The sequence below is a fragment of the Alloacidobacterium dinghuense genome (genome assembly GCF_014274465.1).
In the GTDB taxonomy this organism is placed as follows: Bacteria; Acidobacteriota; Terriglobia; order Terriglobales; family Acidobacteriaceae; genus Alloacidobacterium; species Alloacidobacterium dinghuense.
In genome coordinates this window covers 2819107-2836965 of the sequence record NZ_CP060394.1, presented here as the reverse complement: position 1 = coordinate 2836965, position 17859 = coordinate 2819107, and the positions used below count along the sequence as shown (strand labels likewise).

Sequence of the window (17859 nt, the reverse complement as noted above, 5' to 3'; positions counted from 1 at the left end):
CGATGCATCCCTAATCCCCGCAGAAAGAAGAATTTAGCTGAAAATACACCGGGGGATGCCAACCAGAAAGCATGCGATTCCGCTAACGATGCGCTAGCCAGAGAGGCCGCTCAATTGCAAAGAAGAGTGATGGAAGATGGCATGCTGAAGTCCGTGCGGAAAGCGACGATAACACAGATATGGGAACGGTTGGACTTTCATTCGGATCGCCAACAAGCGGCGCGGGATTTGACGTAACCTCGACGGTCAATCAGATTGTGACGAACATGCAGGCGGTGGAGACGCCGTGGAAAAACCAGCTCACGGCGCTGCAAGCGCAGAACACCGCTCTGACCAGCATTGGCACAGACCTCAGTTCGCTTTCGACCGCCATGCAGTCGCTCACCGACTTTCAGGGTGTGCTTTCAGAAAAGCAGGGTTCCAGCTCTGACACGAGCGTTCTGCAGCTGTCTTCGGCTGCAACCTCGGCCGTTGCCGGGAGCCACACCATCATCGTGCAGTCGCTGGCCACCACATCGTCCTACGTTGGCAGCACCATCGGCGCCAGCGATACGCTCAGCGGCAGCCTGACGCTCAATGCCAAGACCATCAATATTGATTCGACCAACAATACGCTCTCCTCGCTGGCCAGCGCCATCAACTCGGGAAGCTACGGTGTCACCGCCAACGTCATTACCGATGCATCGGGTTCGCGCCTCTCTCTGGTGAGCCAGACCAGCGGTGCGAGCGGCACAATTTCTGTCACCAGCAGCCTCACAGACAGCAACACCTCTTCGTCTGTTGGTTTTTCGCAAACGCAACCGGGAGCGGACGCGCAGTTGATTGTCGACGGGGCCTCTGTCAGCAGCGCGTCCAACACAGTCACGAACGCAATTCAAGGTGTCACCTTCCAACTCCTGAGCGCGAACACGGGTGAGAGCGTTCAGGTCGAGATCACCAACAACAATTCGGACGTGGAGTCAGCGCTGAATACGTTCGTGACCGACTACAACAAAGTCCTCGGAGACCTGAACACGCAGGAAGGCAACGATTCAAGCGGGAATCCGGAACCACTCTTCGGCAACCCCACGATCGCTACCATCCAGCAATCGCTGCAGACCGCGCTGACGTTTCTCCAGCCGGCGAATACTGCTGCTTCAAGCTCTTCGATCGGGACATCCGATACGCTGACAGGAAACATTTCTATCAGCGTCGGAAGCGGCACCGCGCAATCGATTGCTGTGCCTACCGGCAAGCAGACGCTCGCAGGTCTTGCCGCCGCGATCAACAGCGCCAATATCGGCGTAACCGCGACCGTCATAACCGCCGGTAGCGGCGCGACCCTGAGCCTGACGAATGCGAATGGCGGAGCGGCGGGAGCCATCAACGTCAACAGCACTGGTCTGACCGACTCCACCACCTCGACGGCGGTAACCTTTGGCTCCGCACAGTCGAATGGCATCACATCCATTACGCAGCTTGGCGTATCGGTCAACAACGACGGCACGCTCGTCCTCAATACCGATACATTGAGCAGCGTCCTGAACAGCAACTATCAGGATGTTGTGAATTTCTTCCAGCCGAGCGGCGGCTTTACTTCCTTCGGCGGGAATTTCTCCACGATACTGGATAACCTTGGCACCAGTGCCAGCAACGGCGCCATCAAGCTGGCCCTGCAGGAAAACTCGACCGTGGAATCACAGCTGAACACGAATATCAGTAATGAAGAGACAACCATCAGCGCACAGAAAACTCAGTTGACTACTGAACTGAACCAGGCGAATTTCATCCTGACCGAGATCCCCCAGGAACTTCAGCAGATCGACGAAATGTACAGCGCCATTACCGGCTATAACCAAAAGCAGAACGGATAAAGCATGCAAAATCTGAATTACCAGCAGCAATCCGTTGCCGGAAAGAACGGTGTCGAGCTGATCGTTGCCCTTTACGATGGCATGGTCCGCTTCCTGAATCGCGCCATTGTCGCCACGGAGGCCGGGGATATCCAGGAGCGGCGCGTTGCCATCAAGCGCGTCCTCGATATTCTGACGCATCTGCAATCACGTTTAAGGATGGACGTTGGAGGGCCTGCCAAGACCCTGTCCGAGTTCTACGCGGCAATCTTTGCTCTCTGTCTTGAGGGCTCCAGATTGTCCTCTCCTGATCGCTTTCGCAAAGCCATTGAGTGCATTCTCAATGTGCGTGAGGCGTGGCAGCAAGTGGCCCAGGACCCAGAGGTGCGCAAGCAGTTTGCGCGACCGGAATCGACTCGGATTCCCGCAGTGGTTTCTGCGCAATCCGAATCTGGTGAAGCGCCGGCTTCACGCTGGACTGCTTAGCTGGTGACGGACAGCTCTTCTTCGAGCAACTGCTTTTGGAACAGGCTCGCATAATGGCCATTGCGAGCCAATAACTCATCGTGGGTACCCAACTCTGCGATGCGGCCTGCTATCAGCACTGCGATCTGATCGGCGTGACGCACTGTAGAGATGCGATGCGAAATGAGAATCGTCGTGCGACCGCGCATGATGGAGCGCAACTCCTCAAGAATCTGCTCCTCAGTGTAGGTATCGACGCTGGCCAGCGAGTCGTCCAGAATCAAAATGCGTGGATTGCGCAGAATAGCCCGTGCCAGTGCTGAGCGTTGTTTCTGGCCGCCGGAGAGAGTCAAGCCACGCTCTCCCACCATCGTTTCAAAGCCGCTGGGAAACTCTTCAAACTCTTTGCGAATATGTGCGGCCTCTGCAGCACGCCACACTTCTTCACGCGTTGCGTGAGGCACACCGAAAGCGATGTTTCCTCGAATTGTTTCACTGAAAAGAAATGTTTCCTGGGGAACGAATCCAATATTCGCCCGTAGCACGTCAAGTGGGTATTCGCGAATGGGTCGCCCATCCATCAAAATGCTGCCGGGGACAGCATCATAGACCCGCGCAATGAGATTGACTAAAGTCGATTTGCCCGAACCGGTTGGTCCTACCAGGGCAAGGCTGCTGCCGGATGGAATCGTCAACGAAACGTTGTGCAACACATCAGCAGTGTGGCGATCATCCTGGTTGTAGGAGAACGTCAGGTTGCGAAACTCAATCTCCCCCCGAAGGGTTAAGTCAGCTGGTACTGCCGGGTCAGCATCCCGGTCGTCGATGGATGGTTTTGCCTTCAACAATTCATCGATGCGCACCACGGATGCTGTTCCTCGCTGAAAGAGGTTGACGACCCATCCCAGCGCAATTACCGGCCAGGTGAGCATCAGCATGTAGGTATTGAAAGCGACAAAGTCACCTACACTGATACGGTGCGAAAGCACCTCATGTCCGCCGACGAGGAGAGAGATGGCCATTGCGAGGCCAAGAACAAACTCCAGCGTTGGCCAAAGCATTCCCATCAACTGGACCAGGCGCAAGCCGCGTCGAATGTACTCGCGGTTTGACTTCTCGAAGGCGGCGATCTGCGCCTCTTCCTGGGCGAAGGCACGCACCAGTCGTGCACCCGAGAAATTTTCCTGTGCCTGGGCAGAAATATCGGAAAACATCGCTTGAATTCGTTCAAAACGCTCATGAATCTTCCGTCCCATGGCCTGAACCAGGATGCTTGCCAAAGGAAGAGGGACGAGAGCCACCAAAGTGAGAAAGGGGCTGATTTTCAGCAGGAAGAATAAGGCGCCGACAGAGAAGAGCACAGTATTGGCGCTGTACATAATGGCCGGTCCGAGCAGCATGCGAACGGCATTCAGATCATTCGTCATGCGGGCCATGATGTCGCCAGTGCGATGCTCCTGATAGTAGGCGGCGGACTGCCTTTCAAGCTGCAGAAAGAGGTCGTTGCGCAGGTCGAACTCGATCTCGCGGGAGATACCAATAATGATCCAGCGCGTTAGGAATAGAAAAACCCCTTTGGTAAGGGAAACCGCGACCAGCAGGCTGGCGTAGAGCCAGATTTTTCGCTCAGTCACGCCGATGTTCAGGTCGTCGATGGCGACCCGGATGACCTGTGGGAAAAATATCCAGATTAAATTGCTGAGGACAACGGAAACTCCTCCCCAGAAGTAGCTGCGCCGATAGCGTCGCATATAGGGAAGAAGAGGCTGCAGGTCTTTGAACATCTGTCCTTTATTGTTCCGGCTTATGTGATTCAACTGGTTAGAAAAAGTCGCATCAAGTGGGTGTGCGGAGCAGCAGGTAACTTCCAGCCAGTCCAAACAAAACGTCGGGTGACCAGGCTGCCAGAAACGCTGGGAGCATGTTCACATTTCCCATTGCTTCGAACATTCCGTCGACAAACATATACGCAATGGCCATGCCGATCGCAATTCCGATACCGGCCAGCGAGCCGCGCTTGCCCATGGATAGAGCAAACGGAATAGCCAATACTGACATGACAAGGGTGATCAGCGGATAAGCCAGCTTGCGATTCAGTTGCACACGCAGCCGCATGGTGTCTAGTCCGCTTTGTCGCAAGTCACGGATATATTGCTGCAACTCATTGAAGCTCATCTCCTGCGATGGCCGTGTTTCCTTTTTAAAGTACTGTGGCAACTCGATAATTTCAGGAAAAGTGTCTACCTCGAAGGTCTTAAAGTCCGTGACTGAATCACCCTGAAAGCTACGTTCCCACCCGTGCTCGAATATCCAGCGATGAATCTGCGGGTCCCAATGCGCGCCGGCAGCGAAGATGCGACGCGAAAGTGAGAATGTCGTCGGGTCAAATTCAAATACAGTGATATTGGCGAAGCGGTCGTTGTCTGAATCAAAAAACTCGTAATAAAAAATCCGTCCGGGTTTGCCTGGTTGCTGCAGCCCGAACATCCACTTACGATCCGGGCGTAGATATGTCTGCGCAGGCCTGCCCTTAATTACGTTATGCAGCGCCTCCTGTTTGCGATTGGCGGCCGGCAGATACACTTCATCGAAGAGGAAGAGTGAGAGAGATAGAACAGAAGCAATAACCAGGATCGGCACGATGATTCGATAGAGGCTGACGCCTGTAGCTTTCATCGCGGTAAGTTCGTTCGTTCGATTCAACCCACCAAAGACCACGAGGACGGCTATCAGCACGCTCAGTGGCGTAGTGATGTAAATCATGCTCGGCATGAGATTGAAGAGATACTCACCCACAATAATGAACGGGGTCTGATTGCGGATGATGTCGCCCAGCAATTCAAAGAAGGTGAAAACCAGCATCAGCATAACGAACGCTGTGAGTACGAGGGCCAGAACAGAGAGAAACTGGCGAATTACATATTCATCCAGAATCAGCGGAAAACTTCCACGCACATGCCGTTTGGATACCGTACGTTCAGATGGAGCGACAGTCCCGGCTGAAGGGGAACTCTTTTTCCATCTGAACCATGAGCCAACGGATGTGACTGCGGCAAGGGCCGCTCCGCCGGTGGACATCTGTCGGAGAAAAAAGATGCCGGAGATTCCGAAAAGGAGATTCGCCATCCACACGCCGGCGAAAACTGGCAGCTTGTTCTGCCGAGCCAAAGCTACTCCCGTGCTTGACAGAAAGTAATAAACAAACACCAGCACAATGGTGAGTACGAATCCCGCACCTTTGCCGCCGCGCTTGGAAGAAATGCCTAGCGGAACACCTACCAAAATGAGCACGAGACAGGCAGAAGGATATGCATAGCGGCGCTGCAATTCAATTTGATACCACCGTCCCCCCTGCTGTTGCGTGCGCTCGATGAGTTCATGGTTCGACATGGCAAGAACCGGAGCGTCGCTATGCCCCAGATGCGGTTCAGGAGCAGATGTGGCTTCGAGTGGCAGGTCCGTCTGCGCAAAGGTCGACACGTTGTACTGATCGGGTTGATCCGACGCTGTCTGATGTTGCATGCCGTTTCGCAGGCGCATGACCAACGTCTGATTGTCCGTGCTTGCTACAGTTGCTTCTTCGGCAGTTGTGACTTTCGGTGAGACGGGATCTGTCAAATCGGCCAGAAAAACCTGACGCCATCTGGCTGCTCCAGTTCCGGCGCGCACATCCTCCACGTAGAGGACAACATTCTTTAAATCTTCGTAGAAAACACGAGGTTGAATCTCATAGGTAGCCTGAGTATTTTTTAGCTCGTCTTCAAGCTTCAGCATCTGTGCAGAGGCCTTGGGAGCTAAGTACAGAGTGTTTACAAGCCCGATTCCCCATGCGACGGCGGCTACAACACCAACGATCCCAACAAACCTCCAAACACCAACGCCGGAAGCGCGCATTGCCGTAATCTCGCTGTCTGCTGCCAGACGGCTTAAGCCAAGCAGCGTACCGACGAGGACCGCCATGGGAATTGTGACGGTACACATATTAGGCAGCATCAGCAGAAAAATCTCAGTCACTGTGCTGGTGGATGTGCTGTTGCGCACGGCCAGCTCGAGCAGAGGGCCGAGCTCTTTCATGAACAGAACAAATGTGAAGAGCACTCCTCCAAGCAATCCATGCGAGAGCACTTCTCTCAAAATATAGCGGGTCAGAATGCGCACGATGTCGTCCGTTATCAGTCTACAGGCGTTAGCGCGAATTAGCCTTCCGGTAGAAAGCGATAACCAACACCGCGAACTGTCTTTAGATAGACCGGGTTGGCTGGTTCATCTTCAATGTAACGGCGGAGTCGAACTACAAAGTTGTCAATAGCGCGTGTGTCCGTGTCTTCTCGAACCCGCCATACCTGTTCCAGTAATTCCTTACGGGAAATGATGCGGCCCTGGTTGCGGACGAGATAGCGTAGAAAGTCCGCTTCCATCAGTGTCAGATGAATATGCTTCTCAGGAGCCGTCAATTCGAGTGTCTCGAAGTCGATGCACCGGCCGGCAAATTCGAATCTGGGCAATTCCTCAGGTGCTGGTTCAACAGGTACTTGCTCAACTGGCGAGGACGGCGCGTGCCACGCCATCCGTCGCAACAATCCATTCAGCCTTGCAATCAGGATGGAGAGGTCGAACGGCTTAGGAAGATAGTCGTCTGCGCCCGCAGCGAAGCCCTTCAAGACATCTTCGGGGCGCCCACGCGCTGTGAGCATCAGAACAGGAACAAAGTTCTGTTTCTCTCGCAGTTCACGTGCGACGGCGAACCCGTCCTTGCCTGGCAACATTACATCGAGTAGAACAGCGTCAAACCTACTGCCATTTTCTGTGAGCGCAGTCAGGGCAGCCTCGCCATCAGCGGCAATCTGCACCTCAAATCCCTCAGCCTGAAGATTAAAGAGCAGACCCTGAGCCAGGTGTGTCTCATCTTCTACAACAAGGATGCGAGCAGTCTTTTGCGGCATGGCTTCAGTTGGCTTGCACACGAGCTGCAGACCCGAGCATGCGCGGCAGCTGTAGGCGAATGGTTGTACCCCGCCCTTCGCCCGCACTCTGGGCGATGGCGTCGCCGCCATGTTGGCGCGCAATTGTGCGGACAAGGAACAGCCCAAGGCCGGTACCTTTGGTCTTGAGTACATTACGGTGTGGCACCCGATAGAAACGCTTAAAGATTCGCTTCAGGTGTGCCGAGGCGATACCGATTCCTTCGTCAGAAATGCTCAGCACGATCCAGGCGTCGCTTTCGATCGTTAACCTCACGTTGGCACGCAGGCCATCGGGAGAGTATTTCACGGCGTTGTTCAGGATATTCTGCACTGCAGTTTGCAAGTCATCGGGATTGCCTCGGACAAGAAGAGGATCTGGTCCGGCCCCGTCGTCGAAGCTGATTGCTTCTGATGACAGATGATGCCGCAGTCGCGTTGTTTCGATGCACTGCTTGACCAGAGCATGCATGTCGACTTCTGTTTGGATTTGGTTCCGAGCTCGTTGTCCTACCTCACCCGCCTTCAAAACCTGCTCTACAGTGGCCAGAAGCCAGTCACTGTCGGCGAGCATGATGTCGTAGAACTGTTGTCGCTGATCCTCGGTGAGCGCCCGCCGCTGCAGGGTCTCGAGGTAAAGGCGAATTGAGGTAATGGGCGTTTTTAATTCATGAGTTACGGCATTGAGAAAGCTGTCGTGGCGCTCATTGCGGCGAACTTCCCGCACCAGAAAGATCGTGTTCAGCACCAGGCCCGCAATTAAAAGAGCGAAGAAGGGAATTCCAACGACCATGGGCCATACGCGGCGCCAGTTGAGAATGATCCAGCCGACGTTCAGCGTAATGGCGACGCCAACCATGCACGCACCAAGCGTGATGAAAAAGATCATGGCCGGTCTTCGTCGTGTAATGCGCATCGAGCAAACGGAAACGCCCGCTCAACTTATCGTGACCGGGCGAATTCTCAAGTTAGCTTCTATTTTATGCTGCGCCGGCAGGTCGGGGGTTCTTTGGGTCGTATTGTGCGATCTTGATGTCGTGAGCCAGCCCGAGCTTTTTCAGCAACCAGATGCCGTAATAGTTGGGATCGAATTCGTACCACTTCAAACCGTGCCTTGCCGACACGGGGTGAGCGTGGTGATTATTGTGCCAGCCTTCGCCTCCGGTAAGCAGAGCCACCCACCAGTTATTGCGCGACTCATCGCGGGTAGGGAAGCGGCGCGAGCCCCACATGTGGGTTGCCGAGTTCACCAGCCATGTGGAGTGCAGGCCCAACGTTACGCGGAAGAAGATGCCCCACAGAACCCAGGTCCATCCGCCGATTGCCAGCAGCGCAAGCCCAACGATGGTGAGCGGAATCCAATGGTATTTGCTCAGCCAGGCATGGAAACGGTCTTTCGTCAGATCGGGCGCGTAACGCGCGAGCATGACAGTCTGCGCATGGAGCGATTCACCGCTCAGGATCCAGCCGAGATGCGCCCACCAGCCGCCTTCCGTGGGGGTGTGGGGATCGCCGGTTTTGTCTGACAGTTGGTGATGCACGCGATGCGTGGCGACCCAGAAGATCGGTCCACCTTCAAGCGAGAGGGTTCCGCAAACAGCGAGGAAATACTCAATCCATCTCGGCGTCTTGTAACCGCGATGGGTCAGCAGGCGGTGATAGCCCATGCCGATGCCCATGTTGATGGCGAAGACGTAGAGGATCGCAGCCACGATCACGGCTTTCCACGAGAAGAAGAAGAGTGCCGCGACTGCCCCGATGTGGAATGCGACCATGAAGGCGGCTGTGATCCAGCTCAACTTGCCACCCTGCGCAACGCGGCCGAGGGTAGGCAGATCCGGCTTTGGCGTGTATCGCTGACGCGGTTTTTCAGTCTCGGCTACGAGCGGTTCTTCGAGTAATTCAACGGGCATGCGAAGGCTGGTTCCTTTGGGGTGGAAATGAGGTCCAACTTAGACCGTATCAGCCTGTCTGAACGGCACTTGTAAGACTTTTGTAATGTCGTCGTGATAGTTTTCAGGCTATCGATTATGAACCGATCTTTGCTTGTGCTCTCCTCCGTTGCTGCATCGATATTTCTTCAATCGGCTGGCCTTGCCCAAACCGTTCCGCTGCCTACAAGCAAGCAGATTATTGAGCCTGTTCCAGGCTCGCCGCAGCGGCTGAACAGCTTGCCAATGGCGATGGCCTGGTCGCCGGATCATCGTTACCTGGCCGTTATCAATGCTGGGTTCAGCACCGTCGAGTCGAATTATCAGCAGTCGATCGCAGTGCTCGATACCGAGACGGGAAAGCTTGCCGACTTTCCGGATTCACGTACAGATATTGGCGCAGCACAGACGCTTTACAACGGCGTGGCGTTCAGCGGCGACGGATCGCATGTATATGCCAGCATCGATTCGCTGAAGGAGCCAGAAGGTAACGGGACGAATCCCGGCAATGCCATTGCTGTGTATACATTTACCGGCAGCACACTTACACCGGAACGGTTGATTCCAATACCGCTGCAGAAGCTTGCCGCAGGCCGTACGCAGAACCAGATTGGGAAGCCGATTCCGGATGGGATGGCGATTCCTGCCCCCACAGGACTTGCGGTCGTCAAGAGCAAGGCTGGAGCCGAGCAGATTCTTGTCGCTGATGAGTTTTCGGATGATGTGCTCTTGGTCGATGCGGCATCGGGTAAGATAGTCCTCCGTTTTGAACTGGCGAGTCATTCTGTTGTTCCGTCGCAGTATCCCATTGCTGTGGTTGCGAGCCACGACGGTCGGCGCGCTTTCGTTGCATTGTGGAATGGCTCCGCTGTCGCTGAACTCGATCTTGAATCGGGCAAGGTGGGGCAGACCTTGGCGCTGCTTCCTCCGGATGTTGCCACTTCTCCCGGTTCCCATCCCACGGCGTTGGTTCTCAACCGCGATGACAAGACTCTTTATGTTGCGCTGGCGAACCGCGATGCGGTTGCAGCTGTTCGCGTCAACGGCGAACACATGCAGCTTGCCGGAATGTTTAACTCGCAGCTGCCGGGGCAGCGGTATTTTGGCGCGATGCCCGACGCGGTGGCGCTTTCGCCGGATGATGCGACGCTCTATGCGGCCAACTCCGGATCGGACGCAGTTGCAGTGTTCTTGACGCGCGATCTGAAGCCGAATGCTGCGGCCGAGCCGAAGGGCTTCATTCCGACTCAGTGGTATCCGACGGCGCTGGCGACCAAGGGCAGCCAACTTTACATTGCGACGGCGAAGGGCAAGGGAACTGGGCCCAATGCTGCGCCGCAACCGCAACCTGCCAATCCGTCGCCCAATCAGTCGAAGCGCATCAAGCGTCCGCATACTTATATCGGGACGATGCTGTATGGTTCGCTGGCCACGGTGGACGTCACCGCAGCTGAGCGTGAACTGCCGCAGCTTACTTCCGAGGTTGTTGCCAGCAACATGATGCAGGCAGCGGAACAGCATCTCGAGTTCAAGGCGAGCGCGAACCCGATCCATCATGTGATCTACATCATTAAGGAAAACCGTACTTATGATCAGATCTTCGGCGATCTGGGTACGGGCAATGGCGACTCGTCGTTGACGATGTACGGGCGCGACATTACTCCGAACCTCCATAAGCTGGCGTTGCAGTTTGGCGTGCTCGATAACTTCTACGATTCGGGCGAAGTTTCCGGCGACGGCCATGTTTGGTCGAATGCGGCGATCTCGAGCGACTACACGGAAAAGAATTGGCAGCAATCGTATCGCGGCAGTGCGCGCGTGTATGACTTTGAGGGTGTCGTCGAGCAGGGTTATCCGCTGCTTGAAGGCATTCCCGATGTGAATGAGCCGGCGAGCAGCTACATCTGGACCGATCTGGCGAAGCATGGCAAATCGCTCTACCACTTTGGCGAATTCGTCTCGACGAAGTTCTGCGATGACTCGGGCGAAGCGCCCAAGGACAAGTCTCCGCTTAAGGGAACGCCGGAGCCTCCGCGGGAGCCTTGTAAGCTGGCGGCGATCCATAAGGGCGATGCAATTCCGGCGAACTATGGCGGAGGCACGAGTCCGTATCCGTGGGCGATTCCTCTCATCTTCAAGAACGTTGCTACCAAGCCGGAACTGGATGGGCATTTCGATCCTCAGTATCCGGACTTCAATCTCAAGTTTCCCGACCAGCTTCGCGTCGAGGAGTTTCTGACGCATTTCCGCGAGTGGGTTGCGTCGCGCCATGGCGGGCAGGACACGATGCCCGCGTTCGTGATGCTGCGTTTGCCCAACGATCACACGGCGGGGACAACGCCGGGGTCGCCGACTCCGAAGGCTTCCGTTTCAGACAATGATCTGGCCGTGGGCCGCGCGGTCGAGGCTGTGTCTCACAGTCCTTACTGGGATGACACGGCGTTCTTCATCCTTGAGGACGACGCGCAGGATGGCGCGGACCATGTGGATGCGCATCGCAGCATTGCGCTGGTAATCAGCAAGTATTCGCCGAAGGCGGCGCAGCCGAAGGTGGACTCGACGTTCTACACGACGGTCAGCTTCCTGCGCACGATGGAGGACTTGCTGGGCGTTCCTCCGATGAATAACAACGATGCCTTTGCGCCTCTGATTGCTCCGCTCTTTGCCGGTACGGGTGACCAGCCGGCCTTCGATGCCGACTACTCGAACCGGGACAACGGTTTGATCTGTACGGCCAATACGCCCAAGGCCCCGGGCGCGAAGGAATCGTCGAAGATGGACTTCAGCCACGAGGACCGCGCGGATGCCCGGAAGCTGAACGTCATCCTCTGGCGGGATGCGATGGGGAACAAGCCGGTTCCATGGATGGTGACGCATCCGCATGGTTCGCACAAGGACGACGATGATGACGGGGATTAAACCCCTCCCCCTAAAATTGCTAAATTCCTGAAATAGCAGGCTTTACGGTAAACAAGCCTGTTTGAAGGCTCGCTAAAGTATTGATAATGCGTACTTTGCACCTAAATTATCTGGATTCAATAAGAAAGGCCGCCCACATCGAATGGCGGCCTTTTCTTTTCCTATTTCTATTTTAGCGTGTTCGGCGAGAAAACACGCCAATTCTGGCCGTGTTTTTGATCTTTTGAATCAGCCACTTACAGGAAATCTGGCGGATCATCCCCTTGACAAAGGAGAAGCAGCGAAAAGCCCGGGGCTAAAGCCCATTTTGGTTAAAGTCGTAACGCGGGGCTGAAGCCCCGCTCTTTCACCGCCGTCCTGCTTCCGCAGGACAAACGGTCCAACTCCAACCTCAGTCAAAGGGATCACCATTGAAATCTGGCGGATCATCCCCTTGACAAAGGAGAAGCAGCGAAAAGCCCAGGGCTAAAGCCCATTTTGGTTAAAATCGTAACGCGGGGCTGAAGCCCCGCTCTTTCACCGCCGTCCTGCTTCCGCAGGACAAACGGTCCAACTCCATCCTCCGTCAACCGGATCACCATTGAAATCTGCGGATGCAGGGCTTGACACGTCTACGTCGAGGTTGACCGTGCACAAGTTTACCGACCGACTAGTCTCTGCATCGCATCGGGGTATCGCGCGCCCTGGACTTCGATACCGGAAAAGGCGTTCTCTATTTCCTTGAGATCCCCTGCGCTGAGTGCGACATTCGCCGCTCCGAGGTTTTCTTCCAGACGATGGAGCTTGGTGGTTCCGGGAATCGGGACGATCCATGGCTTCTGTGCCAGCAACCAGGCGAGGGCGATCTGTGCCCGCGTGGCTTTCTTCTGGTCGGCGATTTTCCCCAGGGCGTCAACCACGCGCTGGTTCGCTTTTCGAGCTTCAGGATTGAAGCGCGGAACGCTGTTACGGAAGTCATTGGCCGTGAAGGTCGTGCTTTCGTCGATTGCGCCGGTCAGAAAGCCCTTGCCGAGCGGGCTGAACGGGACAAAGCCAATTCCAAGTTCCTCCAATGTGGGAATGATTTCCTGCTCTGGTTCGCGCCACCACAGCGAGTACTCGCTCTGCAAAGCGGCGACTGGCTGAACAGCGTGGGCGCGGCGGATGGTCCTGGCTCCTGCTTCCGAAAGGCCGAAGTGCTTGACCTTGCCTTGCTGAATGAGGTCTTTGACGGCTCCGGCCACGTCTTCGATGGGGACGTCCGCGTCAACCCGATGCTGATAGAAGAGGTCGATGACGTCTGTTCTAAGACGCTTGAGGGAGGCTTCCGCGACTTCGCGGATGTGCTCCGGGCGGCTGTCAAGCACATTCCACTTGCCACCATCGGCAGGATTCGCCGTCCAGCCGAATTTTGTGGCAATGGCCACCTTTCCGCGGAATGGAGCCAGCGCTTCTCCCACAAGCTCCTCGTTCGTAAACGGGCCATACACTTCGGCGGTATCGAAGAAGGTAACACCGCGCTCCACGGCTGTGCGGATGACCTTTATCGCCGCTTCTTTCTCCGTTGCCGGTCCAAGTCCAAAGCTCAGTCCCATGCAGCCAAAGCCCAGTTCTGAAACCTTGAGCCCGCTTTTTCCCAATGTGCGTTGTTGCATTGCTTTTTCCTTTCCTAGGCGGCCGTTGCGAGAAACCGCAATTGTCTTTTTTAGTAATTCGAGCCGATCTGTGAGTTGCGGCTCAACATGAAATGAATGACTGGCGAACTGAAATCAAGTTTAAAGCTACGTTGCTTATGAGACTAGAGGGTTGGCGTGGGATGCAGTCATGAATAGAATTCATGAATCATGCGAAATGATCTGGGCGAACTTGCCGTGTTTGCGGTTGTAGCAAGGTAAGATACTGCACGAGCTAGGTCAACTCGGGTTGTTTCTGCGTGGAGTGATTAGGGATGATTCACAGATACTTGAAACAGCTAAATACTTGGCTACCCCTCTTTTATGGCGCTGGACTAGTGTTTTTTGGCTTGTTGTGGATCTTTGATCAGCCGGAGAGATGGAACCGAAGCCGCACAACTGATTTACACGAGATATCGAAGTTTTCCGTATCGAATGGACACGGGAACCACTTGTTCCTGATATTCCTGCACTCCATTGCACTCCTATGCTCAGTTGATACGTGCACGAAACCAGCATGAATAAAGGAGTTGATTGTTATATGCATGACTCATCGTGTGTTAGGTAGATGGCGATATTCGGACTTAAAATTCGCATCGAGTAATCGAGTGGGGGTTCGAGTCCCCCCCTCCGGGCACCAACGTAAGTATATTATTCCAAACAGCTTACGATGAAGGCGAGCCCCTCGCGGCACCACGTTGCGACTGAAACCGCCCACTTTCGGTAAAAATACACAAATACAGAACAGCAAGCACCTCGTTTAGTGTGAATTACTTAGGCGATTCACCCTCCTTGGGCGGCTCCGCACGGCTTTCCGTCGTTGCCGGCTCATTGCCTCCGCTTCGAACTGTTATTGTTTGGCGGCGCGAGTGGGCCTGTTCATGACGAACTCCGCCAGGAAGGCGTTGACCATGGTGCCGCCCATGTCAGCAAGGGCGGTAGAGAAGACCAGTTTTGGGCCGCGATTCGATTCAGGATAATAGGCATTGGCAATGGCGCCAGAGGCGAGATAGCCTCCAAGGCTTGAATAGTTCGGCTGGCGATGTCCGTTGTCTCCCCTGCAGATAAACGGATAGGAGAGGACGTGAAGGATACGCGACTCCGTTGTGCCTGTGCCCTGGTAGTAGTAGCGGGGATCCTGGTGCAGGACGGAAGGCAGGACAGCACCGCCGATCATGACGTTGGTAAGGAGATTCGCGTAGCGGGCGCCGTAGCGCTGGCCGTAGCCCTTTGCGCCCTGCTGATAGTCGAACTTGTCGGCCGCCTGATCCAGGCCGGCCAGGAAGCCCGTGCCCAGGAACGTGACCGGATCCGTCGCGGTCCTGGAGGCAAGCCTGAACTTCAGCTTTGGTGTGAGCGGGACGGGATGGGAATCGTAAACGGCATAAAAGCTCGGAAGGATCCCCAGGACGCGCTGCTTTTCTTCGACTTCAACCTGCTGCGTTGCAAGCTGTTCGTTGTTGGGAGCTACCGCCACTGTGGTCATGGCCACGGCGATCGTGAGTTTGACGCCCGTGAGTTGCAGGAATTGTTTCGGCGTTAGGGTTATCGCTGGCGAGATCCAGTTCGCAAATCCTGTCTGGCTCACGGTGATGTGATATGGAACCCCAGGCTTTACATTTTCGAATACGAAAAATCCGTTATCATTCGCCACGACTGTTCGGTGATCGCTCGAGGCAGGGCCATCCAGTACAGCTGCAGCACCGGGAACGACGTCGTTCCGCACGTCGGTTACAGTGCCCATAATGGTGCCGGTCTGAGGTTCGGGGGCAGAGAACCGTTGCCCAACTGCAGCCACAGTTCCAGACACACAGAAAATGAATGCACGAATGCAGAGCTTGATGATTGCGCTCGCGACTGTCACTGGCCTACCTGCGACGCATTTTTCCGTCTGAACAGGGCATCTTCAACAGGCGGAGGAAACTGCGTTTTAAAGACGATGTCCCAAAACCACCTACTTAAGCCGAATCCTCGCTCCATTCCACGTGGGCTGTCGTGATACAAGTGGTATCGCTTCATGGCTCTGAAGTAGCCATTGTTGAAACTACAGAAATGAATTGAGTGGTGTAGCCACTGTTCCGCAAGATAGCGTTGGATGATGCCGACCAGAAATATCGGCATCGTGTAGACGGGAAAAACAAAACTCAATGGCGCGGCTAAGGCAAAGAGTGGAAGTAGATCGCTCAACTTGCCGCTTATGTGCGCCCCGTTGAAAGGGTGTTTGTGGTATTCCCCATGCAGAGGATCCAGACGCTCGTGCAAAAAGCGCCTGACAAATCCTTCTCCTGGCGGAAAGCGCCCATGGAGGACATAGCGATGGAATAGGTATTCGAGGAGGGTCCAAACTCCTATCCCAAGCAGGAAGAATGGAATCCCTACCATCGCATGCCGCGACCGGCAAACCAGAATCCCCACCGCTACAGAATAAAAACCATAAAAAATGGTGACTGGATAAAGACGCCTTCGCCCGATGCGCGCTTGTTCCATCTTGTAAGCACTAAACGAATATTGGTGCGTTGCGCTCTGCATGATCTACAAAAGGGACATCTCAATGTCCCTACTGCGGGTTCCATATGGAACCCGCGATGAGCTTGATGTACATCGCCTCAGGTATGAGAGCGTTGGCGACACCCCGAGGCATCCCTTCGTTCGCACCCGAACCCTGGTCTCCGCTGCCGTCTTCCGCAAATCAGACGTGCGAACCGCAAACTTCCATAGGTATAGATCTCGATTTGTGGCTTAGGGATTCATCGATAGTAGGCGTCGCGTTTCTGTGGACCATACCGGAACGCTCTGGGCAGCTACGAGCGATGGGCTGGATCGTTTCAGGAACGTCCGCCGCCGATGGGGAATCTGTGATTTCCTAAATAGCGCCCGATGAGTGCTCCTAAGATCACTGTGGCCATGATCGCTGTTCCGTGCGCTCCGAGCGCATGCCACGGGGTCGAAAACGGGCACGCAATCCGCCAACCGGCATTGATCGCAAGACCCGCGCCTGACCCATACAGGGCGCCCGCCACAGTGGGGCGGATGGCGAGCGAGTTTCGAAACGCGCGGCTGAAGAACAGGACCAGGATTCCGCCGGCTAGCGTGCTGCCGATCCCGCAGGCGAAGCCCATGATCCATGGCGAGTCACGCAGCATTTCGTTGACCCGTGGCGGGACACGCAGGAGAGGTTCGGTGGCAGGACTTGTCGAGAAGGTGAGTAGGGTGACAAATATAACAAGCAAAGAGCCCGCGGCGGCCGCAAGGTAAACCATCTGCCTCGGCAGCCTGCCGGCGGGGGTGCTTTCGTGCGCGGCGATCCAGACGAGCACGATCGCCAATACGAACTGCGCGGCGGAGGCTCCCCACGTCAACAGCGGTCCTAAGATTCTTGAGTCGTAACGGGGTCCGATAGCCAGCAGAATCAGCGACGAAACCAGGAGAGCGAGGGGGACCATTCGCAATGCCAGTTGGAGCGGTTGTGGCGATGGTTTGACCGGTCTGAGATCCTGGGCGATCGCCCGCATCAGTGCTTCCGGTGGCTTCGGTGAACGATCCATCATGCACGAGTCCTTTGGAGAGTATTCAGCGCCACGCGCAGCTCTGCCATTCCCCGGCTGGCGCGGGCGCGAGCTGCCGCGCTGGTAATGCCCAGCATCCCGGCGATCTCCTCGAAACTGAACCCCCACTCATGGTGCAGCAGCAGCGCTTCGACCTGATCAGGGGATAAATACGTTAGACCTCGGCGGATCTCATCCTGGGAGCCGAGCCTGTCCGCTTCCGGAAGCACCGGCAATTCAGGTAGGTCCTCGCGCGACTCATGAACCTTTGCCCATTGCCGGGCTGCACGCCGATTCATCAGAAAAACGTTTCGCGCCAAACCGAACACCCAAGGTCTAACCGCATATTTCGGGTTGTATGCGGCTCTCGACCGGTGCATTTGAAGAAAGGTTTCCTGAAGCAGATCATCGGCGATATCCGAGCCGGCTGCCAAATGTAACAGGTAGCGGCGCACTCCCGGTGCGAGTTGGGCGTAGATCTCCTGAAATGCTTCCAGCGATCCGCCCTGATAACGGACCATCAGAGCGCGAAGTTCCTGATCTCCCTCGCTCAT

The 17859-nt window shown here is 55.4% G+C and carries 13 protein-coding genes; 3 read left to right on the top strand and 10 right to left on the bottom strand.

What is annotated here, in order from left to right; all coding sequences use genetic code 11:
• Positions 1-179 precede the first annotated feature (179 nt).
• Positions 180-1853 carry a flagellar filament capping protein FliD gene (gene fliD / locus H7849_RS11495; RefSeq protein ID WP_186746644.1) on the top strand — a complete coding sequence of 558 codons (1674 nt, stop codon included), beginning with the start codon at positions 180-182 and terminating at the stop codon, positions 1851-1853.
• A gap of 3 nt (positions 1854-1856) precedes the next feature.
• The gene (locus H7849_RS11490) at positions 1857-2318 is read left to right on the top strand and encodes a flagellar export chaperone FliS (RefSeq protein WP_251106756.1); all 462 of its coding nucleotides are present in this window, start codon (positions 1857-1859) and stop codon (positions 2316-2318) included.
• Here the strand turns inward: H7849_RS11490 and H7849_RS11485 are convergent.
• The 5 genes from H7849_RS11485 to H7849_RS11465 all read right to left on the bottom strand — a co-directional run bounded on the left by H7849_RS11485 (position 2315) and on the right by H7849_RS11465 (position 9171).
• Positions 2315-4081 (bottom strand): ABC transporter ATP-binding protein, encoded by a 1767-nt coding sequence (locus tag H7849_RS11485; RefSeq protein ID WP_186746642.1) that lies wholly within the window; start codon positions 4079-4081, stop codon positions 2315-2317. The two genes, H7849_RS11490 and H7849_RS11485, sit on opposite strands and share 4 nt — an antisense overlap.
• Positions 4082-4133: 52 nt before the next feature.
• Entirely contained in the window at positions 4134-6455 is a 2322-nt protein-coding gene (locus H7849_RS11480; protein ID WP_186746640.1) for an LptF/LptG family permease, read from the bottom strand.
• Between the two features lie 38 nt (positions 6456-6493).
• Positions 6494-7240, bottom strand: coding sequence for a response regulator transcription factor (locus H7849_RS11475; protein ID WP_186746638.1), 747 nt, complete (start codon positions 7238-7240; stop codon positions 6494-6496).
• 4 nt (positions 7241-7244) lie between these two features.
• A complete protein-coding gene (locus H7849_RS11470) occupies positions 7245-8147 on the bottom strand; it encodes a sensor histidine kinase (protein ID WP_251106755.1) in 903 nt (300 codons plus the stop codon).
• A 91-nt stretch (positions 8148-8238) separates the two neighbouring features.
• Positions 8239-9171, bottom strand: coding sequence for an acyl-CoA desaturase (locus tag H7849_RS11465; RefSeq protein WP_186746634.1), 933 nt, complete (start codon positions 9169-9171; stop codon positions 8239-8241).
• 117 nt (positions 9172-9288) lie between these two features.
• On the opposite strand from H7849_RS11465, the gene H7849_RS11460 reads away from it, so the two are divergent.
• Positions 9289-12108 carry a bifunctional YncE family protein/alkaline phosphatase family protein gene (locus H7849_RS11460; protein WP_186746632.1) on the top strand — a complete coding sequence of 940 codons (2820 nt, stop codon included), beginning with the start codon at positions 9289-9291 and terminating at the stop codon, positions 12106-12108.
• A 638-nt stretch (positions 12109-12746) separates the two neighbouring features.
• Here the strand turns inward: H7849_RS11460 and H7849_RS11455 are convergent.
• The 5 genes from H7849_RS11455 to H7849_RS11435 form a co-directional block, all read right to left on the bottom strand.
• Positions 12747-13742: an aldo/keto reductase gene (locus H7849_RS11455; RefSeq protein WP_186746630.1), complete on the bottom strand. Its 996-nt coding sequence runs from the start codon at positions 13740-13742 to the stop codon at positions 12747-12749.
• 868 nt (positions 13743-14610) lie between these two features.
• Positions 14611-15624: a carboxypeptidase-like regulatory domain-containing protein gene (locus tag H7849_RS11450; protein WP_251106754.1), complete on the bottom strand. Its 1014-nt coding sequence runs from the start codon at positions 15622-15624 to the stop codon at positions 14611-14613.
• A complete protein-coding gene (locus H7849_RS11445) occupies positions 15621-16289 on the bottom strand; it encodes a sterol desaturase family protein (RefSeq protein ID WP_186746628.1) in 669 nt (222 codons plus the stop codon). Before H7849_RS11445 ends, H7849_RS11450 begins: the two co-directional genes overlap by 4 nt.
• A gap of 296 nt (positions 16290-16585) precedes the next feature.
• Entirely contained in the window at positions 16586-17308 is a 723-nt protein-coding gene (locus tag H7849_RS11440) for an NrsF family protein (RefSeq protein ID WP_186746627.1), read from the bottom strand.
• A complete protein-coding gene (locus H7849_RS11435) occupies positions 17305-17859 on the bottom strand; it encodes an RNA polymerase sigma factor (protein WP_186746625.1) in 555 nt (184 codons plus the stop codon). The genes H7849_RS11440 and H7849_RS11435 overlap by 4 nt, the downstream gene beginning before the upstream one ends.

Bases quoted from the DNA above. Each gene is read 5' to 3' on its own strand.
- H7849_RS11455 (WP_186746630.1), bottom strand. From the start codon at position 13,742: ATGCAACAACGCACATTGGGAAAAAGCGGGCTCAAGGTTTCAGAACTG.
- H7849_RS11460 (WP_186746632.1), top strand. From the start codon at position 9,289: ATGAACCGATCTTTGCTTGTGCTCTCCTCCGTTGCTGCATCGATATTT.
- H7849_RS11490 (WP_251106756.1), top strand. From the start codon at position 1,857: ATGCAAAATCTGAATTACCAGCAGCAATCCGTTGCCGGAAAGAACGGT.
- fliD (WP_186746644.1), top strand. From the start codon at position 180: ATGGGAACGGTTGGACTTTCATTCGGATCGCCAACAAGCGGCGCGGGA.
- H7849_RS11445 (WP_186746628.1), bottom strand. From the start codon at position 16,289: ATGCAGAGCGCAACGCACCAATATTCGTTTAGTGCTTACAAGATGGAA.
- H7849_RS11485 (WP_186746642.1), bottom strand. From the start codon at position 4,081: ATGTTCAAAGACCTGCAGCCTCTTCTTCCCTATATGCGACGCTATCGG.
- H7849_RS11435 (WP_186746625.1), bottom strand. From the start codon at position 17,859: ATGAGCGAGGGAGATCAGGAACTTCGCGCTCTGATGGTCCGTTATCAG.
- H7849_RS11470 (WP_251106755.1), bottom strand. From the start codon at position 8,147: ATGATCTTTTTCATCACGCTTGGTGCGTGCATGGTTGGCGTCGCCATT.
- H7849_RS11465 (WP_186746634.1), bottom strand. From the start codon at position 9,171: ATGCCCGTTGAATTACTCGAAGAACCGCTCGTAGCCGAGACTGAAAAA.
- H7849_RS11475 (WP_186746638.1), bottom strand. From the start codon at position 7,240: ATGCCGCAAAAGACTGCTCGCATCCTTGTTGTAGAAGATGAGACACAC.
- H7849_RS11440 (WP_186746627.1), bottom strand. From the start codon at position 17,308: ATGATGGATCGTTCACCGAAGCCACCGGAAGCACTGATGCGGGCGATC.